This window comes from Erythrobacter sp. BLCC-B19, assembly GCF_028621955.1.
Lineage (GTDB): Bacteria > Pseudomonadota > Alphaproteobacteria > Sphingomonadales > Sphingomonadaceae > Erythrobacter.
In genome coordinates this window covers 2,866,798-2,886,568 of the sequence record NZ_CP117516.1, presented here as the reverse complement: position 1 = coordinate 2,886,568, position 19,771 = coordinate 2,866,798, and the positions used below count along the sequence as shown (strand labels likewise).

Here is a 19,771-nt window from a genome sequence, read left to right as displayed (position 1 = left end):
CGGATAGACACGAGACATATGGCCGAGAAGGAAGATGCTCCGCTGATCGACCTCAATGAAGCTTCGATCAAGAAGCTGATCAGCAAGGCGAAAAAGCGTGGCTATGTCACCTATGACGAATTGAACGAGGCGCTGCCCTCGGGCGAGATGAGCCCCGATCAGATCGAGGACATTCAGACCGCCCTGTCGGAAATGGGCGTGCAGATCGTCGAGACTGACGAGGATGCCGAAGCCGAGGCCGAGGGCGAAGAGGTCGATAGCGACGATCATCTCTCCGACGACGATGACGATGATGATGACGGCGAGAAGAAGGGTCCGGCCAAGGACGCCCGCGCCGCCAATCGCAAGCTCGCGACCGGCGAGCGCACCGATGATCCCGTGCGGATGTATCTGCGCGAAATGGGTGCGGTCGAACTCCTCAGCCGCGAGGGCGAAATCGCCATCGCCAAGCGCATCGAGGCAGGCCGCGACATGATGATCATGGGGCTGTGCGAAAGCCCGATCACCTTCCACGCGATCATCCAGTGGTCGGAAGCCTTGAACAACGGCGACATGCAGCTGCGCGAGATCCTCGATCTTGACGCGATGCTCTCCAAGGAACCCCCGGCCGAAAAGATGGCCGAGGGAGCCGAGGATGATGACGACGATGAAATCTCCGAAGCCACCGCCGGCCCGACCATCCGCGAGGATGACGAGCCTGAGGAAGAGGTGAGCGAGGACGACGAGGACGAAGACGGCGAAGGCCGCCCCAAGCGCGAAGAGGAAGAAGAGGAGGACAACACCCTCTCCCTCGCGCAGATGGAAGCCGCGCTGAAGCCCGAGGCGCTCGAGCGCTTCGCGCGCATCACCACGCTGTTCAACGCCTTCGAAAAGCTTCAGGCCGAGCGAGTCGACACGCTGGCTGCGGGCAATGCCTTCCCGGCAGCCAAGGAAGCCAAGTACGAAAGCTTGCGCGAAGAGCTCACCGCCGAGGTCGAGAGCGTGCAATTCCACGCGACCAAGATCGAATTTCTGGTCGACAACCTCTACGCCTTCAACCGCCGGCTGACGACGCTGGGCGGCCAGATGCTGCGCCTTGCCGAGCGTCACAAGGTCAAGCGCGCCGACTTCCTCACCGCCTACATGGGCAACGAGATGGACGACGCGTGGATCAAGGAGCGCGCGAAGAAGGACAAGAAGTGGGCCGCCTTCCACGAACGCGAGGAAGACGCGGTCGAGCGCATCCGTGCCGAGATTGCCGACATCGCCGCGCAGACCGGCATGAGCCTCCCCGAGTTCCGCCGCATCGTCAACATGGTGCAGAAGGGTGAGCGTGAGGCGCGCATTGCCAAGAAGGAAATGGTCGAGGCGAACCTGCGTCTGGTGATCTCGATCGCCAAGAAGTATACCAACCGCGGCCTGCAATTCCTTGATCTTATTCAGGAAGGTAACATCGGCTTGATGAAGGCGGTCGACAAGTTCGAATACCGCCGCGGCTACAAGTTCAGCACCTATGCGACCTGGTGGATCCGGCAGGCGATCACCCGCAGCATCGCCGATCAGGCCCGCACCATCCGCATCCCGGTCCACATGATCGAGACGATCAACAAGCTGGTGCGCACCAGCCGCCAGTTCCTGCATGAGGAAGGTCGCGAACCGACCCCGGAGGAAATGGCCGCGCGGCTCTCCATGCCGCTGGAAAAGGTCCGCAAGGTGATGAAGATCGCCAAGGAGCCGATCTCCCTCGAAACCCCCATCGGGGACGAGGAAGATTCGCACCTCGGCGATTTCATCGAGGACAAGAACGCGATCATCCCGGTCGATGCGGCGATCCAGGCGAACCTCAAGGAAACCGTCACCCGCGTGCTCGCCAGCCTCACCCCGCGCGAGGAACGCGTGCTGCGCATGCGCTTCGGCATCGGGATGAACACCGATCACACGCTGGAAGAAGTCGGCCAGCAGTTCTCGGTGACGCGCGAACGTATCCGCCAGATCGAAGCGAAGGCGCTGCGCAAGCTCAAGCACCCGTCGCGGTCGCGCAAGATGCGCAGCTTTCTCGATCAGTGACCCTTCGAAAAGCCCCGTTTCGGCGGGGTTTTTCACGCCCAGCGCGCGTTGGTCGAAAAGCCCTGCACAAGGGGTGGAGAATCGCTCCCCCAGCGCGTATGGGGGCTGCCATGCGCATAGCCATCGCCTCCGATCACGCAGCTGTCGAGCTGAAGTCCGAACTTGCCGAATGGCTGGTGGAAGAAGGCCACGAGGTCGCCGACCTCGGGCCGGAGCCGGGGCAGAGCGTCGACTATCCCGATTACGGATACCGCCTTGCCGAAATCATCGCGGAAGGCACCGCGGAATTCGGTGTTGCGCTGTGCGGCAGCGGGATCGGCATTTCGATCAGCGTCAACCGCCATCCCGAAGTGCGCTGCGCTCTGGTCAGCGAGCCGCTTTCCGCCGCCCTCGCGCGCGAACATAATGACGCCAATTGCATCGCAATGGGCGCGCGTCTCGTAGGGATCGAAATGGCGAAGTCCTGCGTTGCAACCTTTCTCGACACCGAATTCGCCGATGCCGGCGATCCGGCCGGGCGCCACCAGCGCCGGGTCGGCAAGCTCGGCAAGCCGCCCTTCTTCCCCGATCACATCGAGACCCACCAATGAGCACCGCCCCCATCGATTTTGCCGCCCGCGCCTCCGGTTCGCCGATGGAGGGCTTCTGGCACAATGATCTGGCCACAGCCGATCCCGAAATCGCGGCCGCCATCGGCAAGGAACTCGCCCGCCAGCGCGACAAGATCGAGCTGATTGCGTCCGAGAACATCGCCTCGCGCGCCGTTCTGGAAGCTGCCGGGAGCGTGTTCACCAACAAGTATGCCGAGGGCTATCCGGGCAAGCGTTACTACGGCGGCTGCGACTATGCCGACGTCGTAGAAACCCTCGCGATCGAGCGTGCCAAGCAGCTGTTCGGCTGCAATTTCGCCAACGTCCAGCCCAACTCGGGTTCGCAGATGAACCAGGCGGTGTTCCTCGCCCTGCTCAATCCGGGCGACACCTTCATGGGGCTCGACCTCAATTCGGGCGGCCACCTCACCCACGGCTCGCCCGTGAACATGAGCGGCAAGTGGTTCAACGTCGTCTCCTACGGCGTGAGCCGCGAGACCGAGACAATCGACATGGACGAGGTCGTGGCCAAGGCGCGCGAGGCCAAGCCGAAGATCATCATCTGCGGCGGCACGGCCTATTCGCGCACCTGGGACTTCCCCGCCTTCCGCGCCATCGCGGATGAAGTGGGCGCGGTGCTGCTGTGCGACATGAGCCACATCTCCGGCCTCGTCGCTGGCGGCGCGCACCCCTCGCCCTTCCCGCATTGCGACATCGTCACCTCGACCACCCACAAGAGCCTGCGCGGCCCGCGCTCGGGCATCATCCTGTGGAATGACGAGAAGTACACCAAGCCCTTGAACATGGCGGTCTTCCCCGGCCTTCAGGGCGGCCCGCTGATGCACATCGTCGCCGCCAAGGCGGTGGCCTTCAAGGAAGCGCTCGATCCCTCGTTCCGCGACTATGCCCACCGCATCGTCGAAAACGCCCGCGCATTGGCGGCGAGCCTTGAGGAAAACGGCCTCCGGATCGTCAGCGGCGGCACCGACAACCATTCGATGCTGGTCGACCTGACGGCGAAGGACGTGACCGGCAAGGACGCCGAGAAGGGTCTCGACCGTGCCTTCCTCACCTGCAACAAGAACGGCATCCCCTACGACACCCGCTCGCCCTTCGTGACCAGCGGCATCCGTCTAGGCACGCCGGCCGGCACCACCCGCGGTTTTGGCCCTGACGAGTTCCGCACCGTTGGCAAGCTCATCGCCGAAGTGGTTGAAGGCCTGTCGAAAAATGGCCCCGAAGGCGATGCGCAGGTCGAAGAGAGCGTGCGCAGCCGTGTCAGCGCGCTGTGCGCGGCCTTCCCTGTCTATCCGGGTATGTAAGGAGCACGTCGCGATGAACGAACCCAAAGGCGGTCAGGACTGGGTCGAGGACGTCAAGACCGAAGTGACCGGCATGGCGAAGGAGGGGCTGAACCACCCTTCGACCGCGCCGGTGCTGACGGGCGCGGCGATTGGCGCGGTGGCTGGTTGGGCGCTGCCCTTTGTCTCGATCCCGGTTGGTCTCGCTGCCGGTATCGGCTTTGCGCTCTATCAGAGAATCAAGAAATAACCCCCTGAATGCGCTGCCCCTTTTGCGCCCATGACGATACCCAGGTAAAGGACAGCCGCCCGACCGAGGACAATGCCTCGATCCGGCGCCGTCGCCAGTGCTCGTCCTGCGGGGCGCGCTTTACTACTTTCGAACGCGTTCAATTGCGCGAGGTCGTCGTGGTCAAGAGCGGGGATCGGCGCGAACCCTTTGATCGCTCGAAGCTCGAGCAATCCATCGCCTTGGCATCGCGCAAACGCGGGATCGATCAGGAACGGCTCGATCAGCTCATCAGCGGAATCCAGCGTCAGGTTGAGACCTCGGGAGAGGCTGAGGTTCCCTCGGCGCATATCGGCGAGTTGGTGATGGAAGGTCTGCGGCAGATCGACTCTGTCGCCTATATTCGCTTTGCCAGCGTGTACCGCGATTTCTCCGAAGCCCGTGACTTCGAAGAGTTTGCGAGCACCGTCCAGCAAGCCGCTAAGGAATAAGCGGATCATGGCCGACCTCAATAAGCCGGTGATCGTTCTCGTGCGCCCGCAGCTGGGCGAGAATATCGGCAAGGCGGCGCGCGCGATGCTCAATTTCGGGCTGACCGAACTGCGCCTCGTCGCCCCGCGCGATGGCTGGCCCAACCCCTCGGCAGGCCCGGCGGCGGCAGGGGCGGACATCGTGCTCGAACAGGCCAAGGTCTTCGCCACCACCGCCGAAGCGGTCGCCGACTGCGCCCATGTTCACGCCACCACGGTGAGAAAGCGTGGCGTGACCAAGCCGGTGATCGGTGCGGACGAGGCCGGGCGGCAGGTGCACACCATGCCCGGCCGTCACGCGATCATCTTCGGGCCGGAACGCTCCGGGCTGGAGACCGAGGACGTCGCACTCGCCCGCAATATCCTCACCATTCCGATCAACCCTGAGTTCGCCTCGCTTAACCTTGCGCAGGCGGTGATCCTCGTGGCCTATGAATGGTCGCGGATCGGGCGCGAGCTGGGTGAGACAGGTGAGGCGCTGGTGCAGCCGACGCGGGAAGACACCCTCCCCCCCGCCCCGCAGGAAGAGCTCGACGCGATGATCGCGCATTTCGAGCGCTTGCTCGAGGCGCAGGACTTCTTCCGTCCGCCGTCCCGCGCCGAGGCGACGCGGCGCACCTTGCGCGGATTGCTGACCAAACCGGGCTGGAACCACCTTGAGGTGCGCACCATGCGCGGCGTTCTGAGCGCGCTGGAGCGCCGACCGCGCGATTGAAGTCGTTGGTCGAATGGCGTTGGACGGCTGACGATCGCTGGGTAAGGTCGCGCTCCTCCCCCTGTTCCAACCAAGTGAGATTGCTGATGAATGTCCCCCGTCGCTTGACGCTGGCCGTGGCCGGCGCCCTGGTGCTTGCGCCCTTTGCCGCCGCCGCGCAGTCGGAAGCGCAGCCTGAAGAAACCCCGCCTGCAACCGAAGCCGAGGCGCCCAAGCCGCAGAGCGAGGACGACAAGGACACCACTGCCGAGGAAAGCAAGCGGATCTGCAAGTCCGTCCGCGCCGACCCGTCAAGCCGGCGCAAGACGCGGGTGTGCCGCACGATGGAAGAATGGCGCGAAATGAACGTCCCGATGTGATCGGGGCTGCGCGCTGGACCTGGCCTCGGGCGCGTCTCCTGTGGTGCAGGCTTGACGCGCCCGCCAATCCTGCTAAGCGCGCGCCTTCGCAAATGGGCCCTGCACCCCGGTGAAGCAGGCGCCGCATCCGCCCAAGGGCGCGATGGAGCGATGCCGGGTTTGATCGCTGCCCAAAGGGGGCGGCGCAGCACATTGAAGGAAGACTTATGTCGAAGCGCAAGAGCGCCAAGTACAAGCTTGACCGCCGGATGGGCGAGAACATCTGGGGTCGCCCGAATTCCCCGGTGAACAAGCGTTCCTACGGCCCCGGCCAGCACGGTCAGCGCCGCAAGGGCAAGATGAGCGACTATGGCCTGCAGCTGCGCGCCAAGCAGAAGCTCAAGGGCTATTACGGCGACGTGACCGAAAAGCAGTTCAAGCGCACCTATGCCGAAGCTTCGCGCATGAAGGGCGACACCAGCCAGAACCTGATCGGCCTGCTCGAACAGCGTCTGGACATGGTTGTCTACCGCGCCAAGTTCGCGCCGACGATCTTCGCCGCCCGTCAGCTGGTCAGCCACGGCCACATCCACGTCAACGGCCAGAAGTGCAACATTGCCTCGCGCCGTGTGGTGGTGGGCGATGTCATCAGCCTCGGCAGCAAGGCCAAGGAAATGGCGCTGGTGATCGAAGCGCAGGGTCTCGCCGAGCGTGACATCCCCGACTACGTCATGCCCGACGGCACCGACAAGGTGACCTTCACCCGCGTGCCGAAGCTGGACGAAGTGCCCTACCCGGTGACGATGGAACCGAACCTGGTGGTCGAATTCTACTCGCGCTGATCCCTCGGGACGAGCGACACACAAAAAGGGCGGCCTTCGCGGGCCGCCCTTTTTCGTTGATGCTGCATCGTGCGGCGGTCAGTCGCGGATCCGGTCCCACTCGCCGAATTCATAGGCGATCGAGCCTTCGACGAGGCGCTCCCAGATGTCCGCGATCACATCGGCAGGGATGCCGCGGGCCTGGGCCTCGGCGACGGCGGCGGCGATGACGCTGGCCTTGCGCGCCTCGTCACGCACGGCATCGCGCGATGCCTTGATGCGTGCGGCGGCGCGCATATAGCCGAAGCGCTTGGCCAGCAGCGCGACCAGCTCGGCATCAAGCGCATCGACACCTTCGCGCACCTCGACCATGGTCTCGCAGTCTTCAGGCAATTTGGGCATCAGGCGGAACTTCCAAGGTAATCGCGCCGGAACGCGGCGGCAAATTCGGCAAATGTGCCTGCCGCAATGGCAGTCCGCATCCCTCCCATCAAGGCCTGATAGAAGCTGAGATTGTGCTCGGTCACCAGCATCGCGCCCAGCATCTCGCCGGACTTCACCAGATGGTGGATATAGGCGCGGGAATAGGTGGTGCAGACCGGGCACTGGCAGCGATCGTCCAATGGCCCGGTGTCCTCGGCAAAGCGGGCGTTCCTGAGGTTGAGCGGGCCATTCCAGGTGAAGGCCTGACCATTGCGGCCCGAGCGGGTCGGCAGCACGCAATCAAACATATCAATCCCGCGCTCGACCGCGCCGACCAGATCATCGGGCTTGCCCACGCCCATCAGATAGCGCGGACGATCCACCGGGAGCATATCGGGTGCATAATCGAGCACGCCGAACATCGCCTCCTGCCCCTCGCCCACCGCCAGCCCGCCGACGGCATAGCCATCGAAACCCACGTCGATCAGCTTGTCGGCGCTGATCCGGCGCAGGTCTTCGTGGAGCGCGCCCTGCTGGATGCCGAACAGGGCGGCTCGGGCCGCGTGTTCCTCGCCGACATCGAAGCCTTCGCGGCTCCGCCTCGCCCAGCGCATCGAGAGTTCCATGCTGGCGGCGATTTCATCGCGCGGTCGGTCGGCGCGGGGGCATTCGTCGAAGGCCATCACGATGTCGGAGCCGAGCAGGCGCTGGATTTCCATCGAGCGCTCAGGCGTGAGCATGTGCTTGCTACCATCGAGGTGGCTGCGAAACTCGACGCCTTGTTCGGTCAGCTTGCGCAGCTCGCTGAGGCTCATCACCTGATAGCCGCCGGAATCGGTCAGGATCGGTCGCTGCCAGTTCATGAACTTGTGCAGTCCGCCGAGCCGCGCGACGCGCTCTGCGCCGGGGCGCAGCATCAGGTGATAGGTGTTGCCGAGGATGATGTCGGCGCCGGTCTGGCGCACCGCTTCGGGCTTCATCGCCTTGACGGTGGCCGCCGTGCCGACCGGCATGAAGGCGGGCGTGCGGATTTCCCCGCGCTGCATGGCGATGGTGCCGGTGCGGGCCTTGCCATCCGTGGCGTGGAGGGTGAACTGGAAACGAGGGGGCGTCATTGCGCCAGCGCCCCTAGCGGGCCTGCGGCACTCTGTCACGCGTGCAGCAAAAAGGGGCAGGAGACGTGCCTCTTGTCTCCTGCCCCTCAAGATTCAGCTGCTTTGGCCGGGCTTAGAACCCGAACAGCACGCCCACGGTCGCGCGGGTGGAGTCGAAGGCGATGGTGTCAATGCCGGCGCGGAAGCGCACCGGGCTGTCGCCAAGGCCGAATTCGACGCCGGCACCGACGAGGTAGTCACCATCGGTGTCATCGAGGCCCACCACCGGAGTGGTGATGAAACGGCCGAGGTCGAAATCGACTTCCTGATAGCCGCCGCGGACATAGACCTTGCCGGTCTCGCCAACGCGCACACCGGCGCGGGCGGCGATGCCGTATTCGCTGTCGATCGCGCCGTCGCCGATGTTGTAGTTGCCCTCGGCACCGACGAAGAAGGTCTTGCCGACGGGCACATCGACGCCCGCAACGACACCGTAGATGCCGCCATCGTCATTCGGCAGGCCGATGCCCAGATCGTGAATACCTGCGGTCGCGCCGACATAGGTTTCGACCTTGGGATCGTCGTTGGTTTGCGCCTGCGCAGCTGCCGGCAGAGCGATCGCACCCATTGCTGCGAGGGTGGTGAAGGCGATCTTGTTCATCCTGTTTTTCCTTTGCTTATCCCGCCGCTAGGGGGTGCGGCTGGTGGCGAGGAATTAGGAAGCGGCCAATGTCTGCGCAATGAACGAAGGTGATGCTTTTCGTTCATGTCCGGCAAGCAGTGCTTTCGCGCCGACCAAGAGCGCATGGCAATCGACCATGGTCGTCTGCCATCAGGCGCACCGTCACTCGCGCAGGCGCCATCCGGTGCGAAAGATCACCGCAATGATGATCGTGCAGACGGTCAGGAAACCAAGCGTGAGGCCGAGCGAAACGGCAATCGGCACATCGGCCACACCATAGAAGGAATAGCGAAGGCCGCTCACCAGAAAGGCGATCGGGTTGGCGAGCGCCACCGCGTCCCACGGCTGCGGCAGGTCGCGAATCGAATAGAAGGTGCCGCCGAGGAAGGTCAGCGGCGTCAGGATCAGCATCGGGATGATGCCGAGCTTCTCGAACGAATCGGCCCAGATGCCCAGCACAAAGCCGAACAGGGCAAAGCTTGCCGCCACCAGCATGATGTAGACCGCAGCCAGCAGCGGATGCGCGATCTCGTATTCGACAAACAGCCGCGCCGTGCCGAGGATGATGGCGGCAAGGATCAGACCTTTGGTCGCCGCCGCGCCAACAAAGCCCGCCAGCGTCTCGGCCACGCCCACGGGGGCGGAAAGCAGTTCGTAGATCGTGCCGGTGAAGCGCGGCATATAGATGCCGAAGCTGGCGTTGGAGGTGGTCTCGCCGAGCAGCGTCAGCATCAAGAGGCCGGGGATGATGAAGGCGCCGTAGGGCACGCCCCCCACTGGCTCCATTCGCGCTCCGATGACGCTGCCGAACACCACGAAATAGAGCGAGGTCGTCAGCACCGGGGACAGGATCGACTGGAACGCGGTGCGGAAGGCGCGGGCCATTTCGCGCTGGTAGATGGCGTAGGCGCTGCGGAAGGAGAACTGCATCACGCTGCCTCCGCCGTCTGGCTCTGGCCCAGCAGGCCGACGAAAATGTCCTCCAGCGAGCTGTCATGGATGTCGAGGCTGGTGAAGGTGATCCCTTCGCGGGTCAGCGCCTGCGCCAGCTGCGCGACCTGCGCCCGCCCGCCGCCCGCGCCGTTGCCGCCGCGATAGGTGAGCCGCATCCCGCCCTCCCCCAGCTCGACCGGGTAAGCGGCGATGGCAGGCGGCAATGCGGCCAGCGGCGCGGCGAGATCGATCACCGCTTCGGTGGTGCCCAATCGCTCCATCATGGCCCGCTTTTCATCGACCATGCGGATGCGCCCGCCCTGGATGATGCCCACGCGGTCGGCCATTTCCTCGGCCTCCTCGATGTAATGGGTGGTCAGGATGATGGTGACGCCGCGTTCCTTCAGCGCGGCAATCTGCTTCCACATATCCTTGCGCAGCTCCACGTCCACCCCGGCGGTAGGCTCGTCGAGGAACAGGAGTTCAGGATCATGCGCCAGCGCCTTGGCGATCAGCACGCGCCGCTTCATCCCGCCGCTGAGCGCCCGGATCTGGGCATCGCGCTTGTCCCATAGCGAAAGGCTGCGCAGGATCTCCTCGATCCGCGCCGGATCGCGCCGGCGCCCGAACAGCCCTTGCGAATAGGCAACCGCGCGCCACACGGTCTCGAACATATCGGTGGCGAGTTCCTGCGGCACCAGCCCGATCCGCGCGCGTGCCCGGCGCCAGTCGCGCGACAGATCATGCCCGAAGGCCGTGATCGTTCCGCCCGAGGGCCGCACCAGCCCGCACACCGCGCCGATCAGCGTCGTCTTGCCCGCACCGTTCGGCCCGAGCAGCGCGAAAATCTCGCCCCGGTGGATGTCGAGATCGACATGATCGAGCGCGCGCGGGCCGTTCCTGTAGGTCTTGGTCAGGCCGCGGATCGACAAAATGGGTTCATGCATCGCTACCGATTACGGGAGCAGCAGCGAGGAGTCACCATAGGAATAGAAGCGATATTCCTGCGCGATGGCATGGGAATAGGCCGCCATCATCCGCTCGCGGCCCATCAGCGCGCTGACCAGCATCATCAGGGTCGATTTGGGCAGGTGGAAATTGGTCATAAGGCCATCGACCGCCTTGAGCCGGTAGCCCGGCGTGATGAAGATCGCGGTGTCCCCGGCGAAGGGCTGGATGATGCCCTTCTCGTCCACCGCGCTTTCGAGCAGCCGCAGCGAGGTGGTGCCGACCGCGATGATCCGGCCGCCGGCCGCGCGCGCGGCGTTGAGCTGATCGGCGGTCTCTTGTGAGATGCGCCCGAATTCGGCGTGCATCTGGTGGTCGTCGGTGTCGTCCGCCTTGACCGGCAGGAAGGTGCCCGCGCCCACGTGGAGCGTCAGCATCGCACGCCCGATCCCCGCAGCATCCAGGGCGTCGACCAGCCTTGGCGTGAAATGCAGCGAAGCGGTGGGCGCGGCGACCGCACCTTCCTCGCGGGCGAACATGGTCTGGTAGTCTTCAAGATCCTGAGCATCGACCCCGCGCTTCGAGGCAATATAGGGCGGCAGGGGCATGGTGCCCGCGCGGTCGAGCAGGACTTCAACCGGCTCCTCGCCCTCGAAGAAGAGAATCAGCGATCCATCGGCAAGGCGTTCTTCGGCAATGGCGGTAACGCCGCCGCCGAATACGATCTGATCGCCCTCTTTGACCCGTTTGGCGTTGCGGATGAACGCCTGCCAGCGGCGCAGATCGATGCGCTTGTGCAGCGTCGCGCCGATCCTTGCCTCACCGTCGGCGCGGCGGCCTTCGAGCTGAGCGGGGATCACGCGGGTGTCGTTGAACACCAGCACATCGCCCGGATTGAGCAACTGGGGCAGATCGCGCACGCCCCTGTCTTCGAAAGGCGCATCAGTCCCGCGCACAACCAGCATCCGCGCCGCATCGCGCGGGCGCACCGGGCGCAGGGCAATCCGCTCGGGCGGAAGCTCGAAATCGAACAGGTCAACCTTCATGGCGCGCGCCCCTAGCGGCTTGGCGCGGCCAGCGAAAGAGGCTTAGGACTGCGGCGCGCTCAGCATATCGGCAGAGATCGGCGCATCCTGCTTGGGCGCGGGAGGCGGCGGAGGCGGCAGATTGTCGCTCCCCAGCGAAGCCTGAACGATGAAAGTCGGCTCGGCCGGCGGCTCGCCCCGGTTGATCGCATCGACCGCATCCATGTTCTCGATCACCCGGCCGAAATTGGTGTATTTCTTGTCGAGGCTGAAACGCGGGTAGAAGACGATGAAAAACTGGCTGTTGGCGCTGTCCTCGCTCGCCGCGCGCGCCATCGACAACGTGCCGCGGACGTGAGGCATGGGGTTGAATTCAGCCTTGAGGTCGGGAAGCTCGCTGCCACCTTGCCCGGTGCCGGTCGGATCGCCGCCCTGCGCCATGAAGCCCTCGATCACGCGGTGGAACACCACCCCGTTATAAAAGCCGGCGCGGGTCAGGGTCTTGATCCGCTCGACATGGGCGGGCGCCCAGTCTGCGGCCAGCCGGATCTTCACGCGCTGACCGTTCGACAGGTCGAGCACCCAGACATTGTCCGGATCGACCGCGGGATCGAAGTTGATCGGCGGATAGGTGCGCGCCGCCACCGGGGCGGCTTCATCCTCGTCCGGCTTGTCGGCATTGTCGCCGAACGCGACCGGCGGCGTATCGTCCTTCTGCTTCTGCGCAAAGGCAGCCTGCGGCGCGCCCAGCAGGGCGAGCGCGGCAAGGGGGGCGACAAGAGCAGTGGCAAGCTTGACTTTGATCATCGTTCCAATTTCCGGATTGCAGCGCGCGTTTAGCCCTGCCGGTCTGACACTGCAATGAATGAACCGCGCACGGCTGGGGACGCGCGGGCGTCAGTAATCGCCCTTCAGCCCCTGCTCGCGCACCCGCGCGACCACCTCTTCACGCACGGGCGGGCTCACAAAGCGGGCAATGTCACCGCCATAGACGGCAATTTCCTTGACCAGCTTCGAGGCAATCGGCTGGAGCGAGACGTCAGCCATCAGGAACACGGTCTCGATATTGTCGTCGAGCTGCTGGTTCATGCCGGCCATCTGATACTCGTATTCGAAGTCGGCCACCGCGCGCAGGCCGCGGATGATGACGCTGGCGCCCTGTTTCTGCGCGAACTTCACCAGAAGGGCGTTGAAGCCAACCACTTCGACATTGGTGAGGCCCATGCCAGCAACCTCGCGCTCGACCATGCGGAAGCGTTCCTCTGTCGAGAACATCGGGTTCTTGGAAGGGTTGGTGGTCACCCCGATTATGAGGTGATCGACCAGCTTCGATCCGCGCCGGATGATGTCGGCATGGCCCAGCGTGATGGGATCGAAGGTGCCGGGATAGATCCCGATGCGACGTGTCATCTTGTATTCTCTCCCTTGGTCCCGCTCGCCGTGTCAGGCGATCCGCGCCGATGGCGTAACCCACACGCTGCCCTGCCCCCGCAGCTTGTAGACAAACCCCTCGCCCGAACGCATCGCACTGCGCAGGCCCGACACCAGCGGTCCGATACTCACATCGAGGCTGGCCGAATACATCAGCATGAAATCGCCATCGACCACGACTTCCTGCCCTTGCTTGACGGCAACCTCGTCGATTTCGTCGACCGGCACCGGGCTTTCGACGGCGAAGACCCCCGCTCCGGTGATCTTGGGCTGGGCGAGGCCATTGCCTGAAAACAGCCCCTGGATCGAGCTGTGCATATGGGTCGAGAGCGAGATTTCCGCGGCACAGGCATAGAAGGCCTTGTCGTCGAGCAACAACGCATCCTGCGGGCCGTCCATCGTGGCGAGGATGAAGTGGCGGCGCACCGGCTCGCACCAGATCGTTCCCGAGCCGGAGTAGCGCGTGGCATGGGCGCTCTCGCCAGTCGCGGCGGCAGCGGCGGCGCGGGCGAAGAAGCCCTTGTTCGCCTCGTGCTGGATCACATCGACCGTGAGATTGCCATAGGAATATTGCAGCGCCCCCGGCTGGATCAGCACCGCACCATTGTTCAACTCGATTTCGAGCTGATGCACTTCGGTCGGCTCGGCGATGTAATGGAGCTGGCCTTCAACCCCGGTGGGAAGGCCGCGCGCGACCATCTTCTTTTCGACATAGCGATGCACCCGCATCGTCACGCCGCCCCGGCTTTCTTCCTGAATCACTTGTCGGAATGCCATGAAGTCTCTCCCTGTTCGCCGCCGTGAGGCTCAGCGATCGCGTTCGACGATAAAGCGGGCCAGCGCGCGCAGGATTTCGGCTTCCGCGCCATAGGAGGCCAGGTGTCCGATCGCCTGATCGGTCAGGGCGCGGGCCTGTTCGCGCGCGCGCTCGACCCCGAGCAGCGTGACGAAGGTCTGCTTGCCCTGCTCGCTGTCCTTGCGCAGCGCCTTGCCGGCCTTGTCCGTGTCGCCTTCGACATCGAGCAGATCGTCGGCGATCTGGAAGGCAAGGCCGATGTCGCGGGCATAGGCACGCAAATGCGCCCGGCCCTGCGGCGGCAGCTTGCCGAGAATCGCGCCCATCTCGACGCTCGCGGCGAGCAAGGCGCCGGTTTTCAGCTGTTGCAGCCGGGTAATCGCCGGGAGGTCATAGATCACGCCCTCCTCGTCTGCGACCATGTCCATCATCTGCCCCCCGGCCATCCCGCTCATGCCGGAGGCCGTGCCGAGTGTGGCGATCAGTTCGACTCGGGTAAAGGGATCCTCGCTGGTGGCATCGTCGGCGAGGATTTCGAAGGCCAGCGCGTGGAGCGCATCGCCGGCAAGCACCGCGGTCGCCTCGTCGAAGGCCTTGTGCAGCGTCGGCTTGCCATGCCTCAAATCGTCATTGTCCATGCAGGGCAGATCATCGTGGATCAGCGAATAGACATGGATCGCCTCGATTGCCGCCCCGGCGCGCAATGCTGCGTCGCGCGAGACGCCGAACAGCGCGGCGGTGCTGCACACCAGCAGCGGGCGCACCCGCTTACCCCCGCCGATCGCGGCATAGCGCATCGCTTCGACCAAACGGGCGCTGGTGTCGTCGGGGACGGGCAGCAGCGCGTCGAACAGCGAATCGATCTCGGACTGAACGCGCTTGATTGCGTCGCTGAGCACGTTCCCGTGTGCCTCCACCAGCATCGTCTCAAGCCTCCGCGTCGAAGGGGCGGGTGCCGGCCCCACGGCCATCGGCGGCGGTCACGATCCGCTCGATCCGCGCCTGTGCCGCATCGAGCCGCTGCTGGCACGCAGCCCGCAGCGCCTCACCGCGTTCGTAGAGGCTGATAGACTGATCGAGCGGCACATCGCCGCGTTCGAGCTGCTGCACGATCTGTTCGAGCTGTGCGAGCGCCTGTTCAAAGCTCAGTTGCGCGATGTCCTGCCCGGAAGCTGCCGGTGATGAAGTGCCCTCGTCCATGGCTGCGAGCATTGACGGGGCGCGGCGGTGCGGTCAAGGCTGCCGGTGACGGGCGGGACACACCAACACAGGATTATCGCTTTCATGCTGCTCAAGTGGATCATCGCCTATGGCGTTGCGGCTATCTCGTTTCTCGCGCTGGATGCGGTGTGGCTGCGCTGGGCCTCGGTCAATCTCTACAAGCCGGTGATCGGCGAGATCATGGCCAAGGACTTCAACCTGCCGGCGGCGGCGGCGTTCTATCTCATCTACATTGCCGGGATGTGCTGGTTTGCGATCAAGCCCGGCCTTGAAGGCGGCGGTGTGCAGGCAGCGATGCTGAACGGCATTCTGCTGGGCGCGCTGTGCTATGCGACCTTCGACCTCACCTCGCAGGCCGTGATGAAGGTTTGGGCGACCCATATCAGCGTGCTCGACATACTGTGGGGCGCTTTCGTCACCGGCGCGGCGGCATCGGCCGCGACGTGGGCGACCTTGCGCTTCGCGCCTGCAACGCCTGTGTCCTGATATGTTCATCGGCCACTTCGCCCCCGCCTTCGTCGCCGCCGCCGTCAGCCCTGAACGGCCGCGGCTCGCGACGATGTTCGTGGCGGCGCAGCTGGTCGACTGGGGGTTCTTTGCTCTTGCCGCCTTTGGCATCGAACATATGCGGATCGACCCCAAGGCGAGCGTGATGGTGCCGTTCGACCTCTATGATATGCCCTACACCCACAGCCTGCTGGGAACAGCGATCTGGGCCGCGGCGATGCTCGGGATCATTGCTGTGCGCGAGCGCAGCCTGATCACCGGCGCGCTGGCGGGCGTGGTGGTGCTGTCGCACTGGCTGCTCGACTGGCTGGTGCACGTACCCGACCTCACGATCGACGGCACCCCGCCCAAGCTGGGGCTGGGCCTGTGGAACTTCCCCTGGATCGCGGTGCCGCTGGAACTGGGGCTGACGGCAGCCGCCTTTGCCTTCTACCTGCGCCGCACGCGCGGGCCTGCCGGGCCGCCACTGGTGCTGGGAGGGGTGTTGCTGGCGTTCCAGCTGGTCAACTGGCTCGCCCCCCATCCGGACAGCGCCGGGCTGTTCGTCTATCTGCAAGCCCTCATCGCCTTTGCGGTGCTGACGGTGTTGGCGGCATGGGTCGGGGAGAATCGCTGGTTCAGGAAACGCGGCGGCTTGGCCTTGTCGGCGCGGTGATCTAGGGGGCGGCGCAAGGAGTCCCCACGATGACCGCAATCACCCCCGAAATCGTCGAACAGCACGGCCTTTCCCCCGAGGAATACGAACGCGTCCTCCACGCGCTCGGCCGCGAGCCGAACCTTGTGGAGCTCGGCATCTTTTCGGTGATGTGGTCTGAGCATTGCTCCTACAAGTCCTCCCGCCTGCATCTGAAGAAGCTCCCGACCGAGGCGCCCTGGGTGATCTGCGGCCCGGGCGAGAACGCGGGCGTGATCGACATTGGCGATGGGCAGGCGGCGATCTTCAAGATGGAGAGCCACAACCACCCCTCGTATATTGAGCCCTATCAGGGCGCGGCGACGGGCGTGGGCGGCATCCTGCGCGACGTCTTCACCATGGGCGCGCGGCCGATGGCGAACGCCAACGCGCTGCGTTTCGGGCGGCCTGAGCACCCCAAGATGAAGCATCTGGTGCAGGGCGTGGTCGCAGGGATCGGCGGCTACGGCAATTGCGTCGGCGTGCCCACGGTCGCGGGGGAGACGAACTTCCACCCGGCCTATGACGGCAACATCCTCGTCAACGCCATGACCGTGGGCGTGGCCGATCAGGACAAGATCTTCTACTCCGCCGCGACCGGGCTTGGGAACCCGATCGTCTATGTCGGCTCCAAGACCGGGCGAGACGGCATTCACGGCGCGACCATGGCGAGCGCCGATTTCGGCGAGGACGCCGAGGCCAAGCGCCCCACCGTGCAGGTCGGCGATCCCTTCACCGAAAAGCTGCTGATCGAAGCCTGCCTCGAACTGATGGCGACCGATGCGATCGTCGCCATTCAGGACATGGGCGCGGCGGGCCTCACCTCGTCCTCGGTGGAAATGGCGAGCAAGGGCGGCGCTGGCATCCGGCTCGACATGAACAAGGTTCCCTGCCGCGAAACCGGCATGACGCCCTATGAGATGATGCTCTCGGAAAGCCAGGAGCGGATGCTCATGGTGCTGAAGCCCGGCAAGGAAGCCATGGCCGAGGCGATCTTCCGCAAGTGGGAACTGGATTTCGCGGTGATCGGTGAAGTCACCGACACCGGCCACATGGTGCTCGAATTCAATGGCGAAGTGGTGTGCGACATCCCCCTCGCCCCGCTCGCCGACGAGGCTCCGCTCTATGACCGGCCCTATCTCTCGAAGGAGGAATATGCGGCGTGGGCGGGTGTGAAGCCGCTCGGCGAAGTGCCGGCGACCGACGATGTGGCGGGCGATCTGCTTACGCTGATGTCCTCCCCCGACCTCGCCTCGCGCGGGTGGATTGCGCAGCAGTATGATTCGCAGGTCGGCGCCGATACGCTCCAGACCGGCGGGGACGCGGGCGTGGTGCGAGTGCACGGGACCGGCAAGGCGCTCGCGATCACCACCGATTGCACCCCGCGCTATGTCTTCGCCGACCCCTATGAAGGCGGCAAGCAGGCGATTGCCGAGGCATACCGCAATCTTTGCGCCGTGGGTGCGCGGCCGCTGGCGGTGACCAACTGCCTCAACTTCGCCAATCCGCAGCGCCCCGAGATCATGGCGCAGATCGTCCATGCCCTCGACGGGATGGGCGATGCCTGCCGCGCATTGGACTTCCCGATCGTGAGCGGGAACGTCAGCCTCTACAACGAATCCAAGGCGACCGGCGGCGGCTCGGCGATCCTGCCCACCCCGGCGATTGGCGGGGTCGGCATCATCACCGACCTATCGAAGATGATGACCATGCACTTCAAGCAGGCGGGCGATGCGATCTACCTCGTCGGCCCCGAGTTCTGGGCGCGGCCCGATCCGACGCGTTCGCACCTCGGCCAGTCGCTCTGGCTGCGGGTGGTCAAGGGTGTCGAGGGCGGCCGCACCCCGCCGACCGATCTGACGGTGGAACGCAATGCGGGCGAGATCATCCACGAGCTGATCGCCGATGGGCTGGTCAACGCCGTGCATGACCTCAGCGACGGCGGCCTTGCTGTTGCGCTCGCCGAGATGGCGCTCGCCGGGAACATCGGTGCCGAAGTCGAAGCAGCCAATCCGGCCTACACGCCCGCGCAGTGGTGGTTCGGCGAGGATCAGGGCCGCTACCTGATCACCGTCCCCGATGTCGCCGCACTCAATGCCGCGCTCGCTAAGGGCACCCGCAACGACGAGACCGCGCAGATCGGCTTCCAGCGGATCGGCACCGTCGGCGGCGACAGCGTGCTGGGCGTGCCGCTCACCGAGCTGCGCAGCGCCAACCAGCGCTTCTTCCAGGAGTGGATGGAGGGCTGATGGCCTCTTCCGGCTATTCGGGCACGCCGCTCGCGAAGAAGCTCACCTTGCGGGACGGGATGCGGGTTTGGTTTGATGCCATGCCCGAACCCGTGATCGACGAGATCGACGAATACGCGCTCGAGCTCACCTTCGTCGCCGACCCCGCCGAGGGGATCGACGCGGCGCATGTCTTCGTGACCGAGAAGGCCGCGCTGGACGCGCACCTCACTGCCCTGCGGCACCAGATCGCGCCCGATGGTCAGATCTGGGTGAGTTGGCCCAAGAAGGCCTCCAAAGTCCCGACCGACATCACCGAGGATACGATCCGCGCGCTCTGTCTGCCGCTCGGGCTCGTTGACACCAAGGTCTGCGCCATCGACGAGACCTGGTCGGGCCTCAAGCTGGTGATCCGCAAGGAATTGCGCTGAGCCCTCAGGCTGCCTGGGCGCCGCCCAGCGTCAGCTGCTCTCGCGCGGTGCCTTCGCTTTGGAGGATCGCAAGACACTGGCGATAGACCTCGGGCTTGCCGATGCCGAGCCGGGTGCGCGCCGCATCGATATCTTCGCGCATCAGTGCAGCAATATCCTGATGACTGATTTTCGCGGCCGCCCGGCCCAACTTGCGCCCTTCCTTGATCGCGGCGAACAGCGGCGCTTTGGTGCCGCTGACCTTCTTGATCTGCCGCGCGCCGGCATAGGCGATGAACAGGATGCCCGTGTTGTGGTTCTGCTCGTAAGTGAAGCCCAGGAGGCTCGCCTCACCCAGCGCGTCGCGGCCATAGCCGGTCAGCACGTGAAACAGGTCATGCGTGTCGCGCAGCCGGTCGAAATACCACTGGGTCAGATCGCGCGGCAGGCTTTCGGGCGGCGCCCACTTGTGGCTTTCCGCCACCAGCCCTGCCGCCGAAAGCCCCTCGCGCTTCATGAAGGCGATATAGTGCGCCGCGACCGTGTTCGGCCCGCAATCGGCCCAGCGGGCGTGATCATCGAGCATCGCGGGGATGCTGGTGCCCTCTTCGAGGAAGCGCCGACCTTCAGGCGACTGGATGAAGTTCCATGCCTGACGGTGGCTCTTCCTGCCCTTGGTCGCCTCAATGATATGGAACACCTGCTCGGTGTCCTCCTTGTCCTCGACCAGCTTGCCGAAGTGGTGGAGCACCTTGAGCGGGCGGAAGCCCGACACCTTGCGGGTCGGGGCGACAAGCGGAAGATCGGTGACAGGCACGAAGGGGCGCTCC

General features: G+C 64.8%; 24 protein-coding genes. 12 read left to right on the top strand and 12 right to left on the bottom strand.

The genetic code is table 11. The features are described from left to right. The first annotated feature begins 18 nt into the window (after nucleotides 1-18). From rpoD to rpsD, 8 genes are all read left to right on the top strand, one after another. Nucleotides 19-2,046, top strand: coding sequence for an RNA polymerase sigma factor RpoD (gene rpoD / locus PS060_RS13535; protein WP_273983863.1), 2,028 nt, complete (start codon nucleotides 19-21; stop codon nucleotides 2,044-2,046). A gap of 110 nt (nucleotides 2,047-2,156) precedes the next feature. Then, nucleotides 2,157-2,636: an RpiB/LacA/LacB family sugar-phosphate isomerase gene (locus tag PS060_RS13530; RefSeq protein WP_273983860.1), complete on the top strand. Its 480-nt coding sequence runs from the start codon at nucleotides 2,157-2,159 to the stop codon at nucleotides 2,634-2,636. Between the two features lie 44 nt (nucleotides 2,637-2,680). Continuing rightward, nucleotides 2,681-3,958: a serine hydroxymethyltransferase gene (gene glyA / locus PS060_RS13525; RefSeq protein WP_443112422.1), complete on the top strand. Its 1,278-nt coding sequence runs from the start codon at nucleotides 2,681-2,683 to the stop codon at nucleotides 3,956-3,958. A gap of 13 nt (nucleotides 3,959-3,971) precedes the next feature. Beyond that, nucleotides 3,972-4,187: a hypothetical protein gene (locus PS060_RS13520; RefSeq protein WP_273983856.1), complete on the top strand. Its 216-nt coding sequence runs from the start codon at nucleotides 3,972-3,974 to the stop codon at nucleotides 4,185-4,187. An 8-nt stretch (nucleotides 4,188-4,195) separates the two neighbouring features. Continuing rightward, nucleotides 4,196-4,657, top strand: coding sequence for a transcriptional regulator NrdR (gene nrdR / locus PS060_RS13515; RefSeq protein WP_273983854.1), 462 nt, complete (start codon nucleotides 4,196-4,198; stop codon nucleotides 4,655-4,657). Nucleotides 4,658-4,664: 7 nt separating this feature from the next. Further along, entirely contained in the window at nucleotides 4,665-5,411 is a 747-nt protein-coding gene (locus PS060_RS13510; protein WP_273983852.1) for an RNA methyltransferase, read from the top strand. A 116-nt stretch (nucleotides 5,412-5,527) separates the two neighbouring features. Continuing rightward, nucleotides 5,528-5,770: a hypothetical protein gene (locus PS060_RS13505; RefSeq protein WP_273983851.1), complete on the top strand. Its 243-nt coding sequence runs from the start codon at nucleotides 5,528-5,530 to the stop codon at nucleotides 5,768-5,770. A gap of 206 nt (nucleotides 5,771-5,976) precedes the next feature. Continuing rightward, nucleotides 5,977-6,591 carry a 30S ribosomal protein S4 gene (gene rpsD, locus PS060_RS13500; protein ID WP_273983849.1) on the top strand — a complete coding sequence of 205 codons (615 nt, stop codon included), beginning with the start codon at nucleotides 5,977-5,979 and terminating at the stop codon, nucleotides 6,589-6,591. Between the two features lie 78 nt (nucleotides 6,592-6,669). On the opposite strand, the gene PS060_RS13495 is transcribed toward rpsD, so the two are convergent. The 11 genes from PS060_RS13495 to PS060_RS13445 all read right to left on the bottom strand — a co-directional run bounded on the left by PS060_RS13495 (nucleotide 6,670) and on the right by PS060_RS13445 (nucleotide 15,102). Then, the gene (locus PS060_RS13495) at nucleotides 6,670-6,972 is read right to left on the bottom strand and encodes a chorismate mutase (protein WP_273983847.1); all 303 of its coding nucleotides are present in this window, start codon (nucleotides 6,970-6,972) and stop codon (nucleotides 6,670-6,672) included. Further along, nucleotides 6,972-8,108 carry a tRNA guanosine(34) transglycosylase Tgt gene (tgt, locus tag PS060_RS13490; protein ID WP_273983846.1) on the bottom strand — a complete coding sequence of 379 codons (1,137 nt, stop codon included), beginning with the start codon at nucleotides 8,106-8,108 and terminating at the stop codon, nucleotides 6,972-6,974. The genes PS060_RS13495 and tgt overlap by 1 nt, the downstream gene beginning before the upstream one ends. 112 nt (nucleotides 8,109-8,220) lie before the next feature. Then, entirely contained in the window at nucleotides 8,221-8,748 is a 528-nt protein-coding gene (locus tag PS060_RS13485) for an outer membrane beta-barrel protein (protein WP_273983844.1), read from the bottom strand. A gap of 183 nt (nucleotides 8,749-8,931) precedes the next feature. Beyond that, nucleotides 8,932-9,699, bottom strand: coding sequence for an ABC transporter permease (locus PS060_RS13480; protein WP_273983842.1), 768 nt, complete (start codon nucleotides 9,697-9,699; stop codon nucleotides 8,932-8,934). Beyond that, nucleotides 9,699-10,649: an ABC transporter ATP-binding protein gene (locus PS060_RS13475; RefSeq protein WP_273983840.1), complete on the bottom strand. Its 951-nt coding sequence runs from the start codon at nucleotides 10,647-10,649 to the stop codon at nucleotides 9,699-9,701. The genes PS060_RS13480 and PS060_RS13475 overlap by 1 nt, the downstream gene beginning before the upstream one ends. A 9-nt stretch (nucleotides 10,650-10,658) precedes the next feature. After that, the gene (gene queA / locus PS060_RS13470) at nucleotides 10,659-11,696 is read right to left on the bottom strand and encodes a tRNA preQ1(34) S-adenosylmethionine ribosyltransferase-isomerase QueA (RefSeq protein ID WP_273983839.1); all 1,038 of its coding nucleotides are present in this window, start codon (nucleotides 11,694-11,696) and stop codon (nucleotides 10,659-10,661) included. 42 nt (nucleotides 11,697-11,738) lie between these two features. Continuing rightward, on the bottom strand, nucleotides 11,739-12,482 hold the full coding sequence (locus tag PS060_RS13465; protein ID WP_273983838.1) for a peptidylprolyl isomerase: 744 nt from the start codon (nucleotides 12,480-12,482) through the stop codon (nucleotides 11,739-11,741). A 90-nt stretch (nucleotides 12,483-12,572) separates the two neighbouring features. Continuing rightward, nucleotides 12,573-13,085, bottom strand: coding sequence for a pantetheine-phosphate adenylyltransferase (gene coaD / locus PS060_RS13460; RefSeq protein WP_273983837.1), 513 nt, complete (start codon nucleotides 13,083-13,085; stop codon nucleotides 12,573-12,575). A gap of 33 nt (nucleotides 13,086-13,118) precedes the next feature. Then, complete coding sequence (locus tag PS060_RS13455) at nucleotides 13,119-13,883, bottom strand: AIM24 family protein (protein WP_273983835.1); 765 nt, start codon at nucleotides 13,881-13,883, stop codon at nucleotides 13,119-13,121. A gap of 30 nt (nucleotides 13,884-13,913) precedes the next feature. Further along, the gene (locus PS060_RS13450) at nucleotides 13,914-14,825 is read right to left on the bottom strand and encodes a polyprenyl synthetase family protein (RefSeq protein WP_273983834.1); all 912 of its coding nucleotides are present in this window, start codon (nucleotides 14,823-14,825) and stop codon (nucleotides 13,914-13,916) included. Between the two features lie 4 nt (nucleotides 14,826-14,829). Next, nucleotides 14,830-15,102 carry an exodeoxyribonuclease VII small subunit gene (locus tag PS060_RS13445; protein ID WP_273983832.1) on the bottom strand — a complete coding sequence of 91 codons (273 nt, stop codon included), beginning with the start codon at nucleotides 15,100-15,102 and terminating at the stop codon, nucleotides 14,830-14,832. 84 nt (nucleotides 15,103-15,186) lie between these two features. Between PS060_RS13445 and PS060_RS13440 the strand changes: the two genes are divergently transcribed. From PS060_RS13440 to PS060_RS13425, 4 genes are read left to right on the top strand one after another with little or no spacing between them, the layout of a single operon-like run. Beyond that, entirely contained in the window at nucleotides 15,187-15,609 is a 423-nt protein-coding gene (locus tag PS060_RS13440; protein WP_273983830.1) for a DUF2177 family protein, read from the top strand. A gap of 1 nt (nucleotide 15,610) precedes the next feature. Beyond that, the gene (locus tag PS060_RS13435; protein WP_273983829.1) at nucleotides 15,611-16,285 is read left to right on the top strand and encodes a hypothetical protein; all 675 of its coding nucleotides are present in this window, start codon (nucleotides 15,611-15,613) and stop codon (nucleotides 16,283-16,285) included. A 29-nt stretch (nucleotides 16,286-16,314) separates the two neighbouring features. Then, the gene (gene purL, locus PS060_RS13430; protein WP_273983827.1) at nucleotides 16,315-18,552 is read left to right on the top strand and encodes a phosphoribosylformylglycinamidine synthase subunit PurL; all 2,238 of its coding nucleotides are present in this window, start codon (nucleotides 16,315-16,317) and stop codon (nucleotides 18,550-18,552) included. Beyond that, nucleotides 18,552-18,962 (top strand): hypothetical protein, encoded by a 411-nt coding sequence (locus tag PS060_RS13425; protein WP_273983826.1) that lies wholly within the window; start codon nucleotides 18,552-18,554, stop codon nucleotides 18,960-18,962. The genes purL and PS060_RS13425 overlap by 1 nt, the downstream gene beginning before the upstream one ends. Nucleotides 18,963-18,966: 4 nt before the next feature. Here the strand turns inward: PS060_RS13425 and PS060_RS13420 are convergent, their stop codons facing one another. Further along, complete coding sequence (locus PS060_RS13420; RefSeq protein WP_273983825.1) at nucleotides 18,967-19,758, bottom strand: Coq4 family protein; 792 nt, start codon at nucleotides 19,756-19,758, stop codon at nucleotides 18,967-18,969. Nucleotides 19,759-19,771 lie beyond the last annotated feature (13 nt).

Bases quoted from the DNA above. Each gene is read 5' to 3' on its own strand.
- rpoD (WP_273983863.1), top strand. From the start codon at position 19: ATGGCCGAGAAGGAAGATGCTCCGCTGATCGACCTCAATGAAGCTTCG.
- PS060_RS13530 (WP_273983860.1), top strand. From the start codon at position 2,157: ATGCGCATAGCCATCGCCTCCGATCACGCAGCTGTCGAGCTGAAGTCC.
- glyA (WP_443112422.1), top strand. From the start codon at position 2,681: ATGGAGGGCTTCTGGCACAATGATCTGGCCACAGCCGATCCCGAAATC.
- PS060_RS13520 (WP_273983856.1), top strand. From the start codon at position 3,972: ATGAACGAACCCAAAGGCGGTCAGGACTGGGTCGAGGACGTCAAGACC.
- nrdR (WP_273983854.1), top strand. From the start codon at position 4,196: ATGCGCTGCCCCTTTTGCGCCCATGACGATACCCAGGTAAAGGACAGC.
- PS060_RS13510 (WP_273983852.1), top strand. From the start codon at position 4,665: ATGGCCGACCTCAATAAGCCGGTGATCGTTCTCGTGCGCCCGCAGCTG.
- rpsD (WP_273983849.1), top strand. From the start codon at position 5,977: ATGTCGAAGCGCAAGAGCGCCAAGTACAAGCTTGACCGCCGGATGGGC.
- PS060_RS13495 (WP_273983847.1), bottom strand. From the start codon at position 6,972: ATGCCCAAATTGCCTGAAGACTGCGAGACCATGGTCGAGGTGCGCGAA.
- tgt (WP_273983846.1), bottom strand. From the start codon at position 8,108: ATGACGCCCCCTCGTTTCCAGTTCACCCTCCACGCCACGGATGGCAAG.
- PS060_RS13485 (WP_273983844.1), bottom strand. From the start codon at position 8,748: ATGAACAAGATCGCCTTCACCACCCTCGCAGCAATGGGTGCGATCGCT.
- PS060_RS13480 (WP_273983842.1), bottom strand. From the start codon at position 9,699: ATGCAGTTCTCCTTCCGCAGCGCCTACGCCATCTACCAGCGCGAAATG.
- PS060_RS13475 (WP_273983840.1), bottom strand. From the start codon at position 10,649: ATGCATGAACCCATTTTGTCGATCCGCGGCCTGACCAAGACCTACAGG.
- queA (WP_273983839.1), bottom strand. From the start codon at position 11,696: ATGAAGGTTGACCTGTTCGATTTCGAGCTTCCGCCCGAGCGGATTGCC.
- PS060_RS13465 (WP_273983838.1), bottom strand. From the start codon at position 12,482: ATGATCAAAGTCAAGCTTGCCACTGCTCTTGTCGCCCCCCTTGCCGCG.
- coaD (WP_273983837.1), bottom strand. From the start codon at position 13,085: ATGACACGTCGCATCGGGATCTATCCCGGCACCTTCGATCCCATCACG.
- PS060_RS13455 (WP_273983835.1), bottom strand. From the start codon at position 13,883: ATGGCATTCCGACAAGTGATTCAGGAAGAAAGCCGGGGCGGCGTGACG.
- PS060_RS13450 (WP_273983834.1), bottom strand. From the start codon at position 14,825: ATGCTGGTGGAGGCACACGGGAACGTGCTCAGCGACGCAATCAAGCGC.
- PS060_RS13445 (WP_273983832.1), bottom strand. From the start codon at position 15,102: ATGGACGAGGGCACTTCATCACCGGCAGCTTCCGGGCAGGACATCGCG.
- PS060_RS13440 (WP_273983830.1), top strand. From the start codon at position 15,187: ATGCTGCTCAAGTGGATCATCGCCTATGGCGTTGCGGCTATCTCGTTT.
- PS060_RS13435 (WP_273983829.1), top strand. From the start codon at position 15,611: ATGTTCATCGGCCACTTCGCCCCCGCCTTCGTCGCCGCCGCCGTCAGC.
- purL (WP_273983827.1), top strand. From the start codon at position 16,315: ATGACCGCAATCACCCCCGAAATCGTCGAACAGCACGGCCTTTCCCCC.
- PS060_RS13425 (WP_273983826.1), top strand. From the start codon at position 18,552: ATGGCCTCTTCCGGCTATTCGGGCACGCCGCTCGCGAAGAAGCTCACC.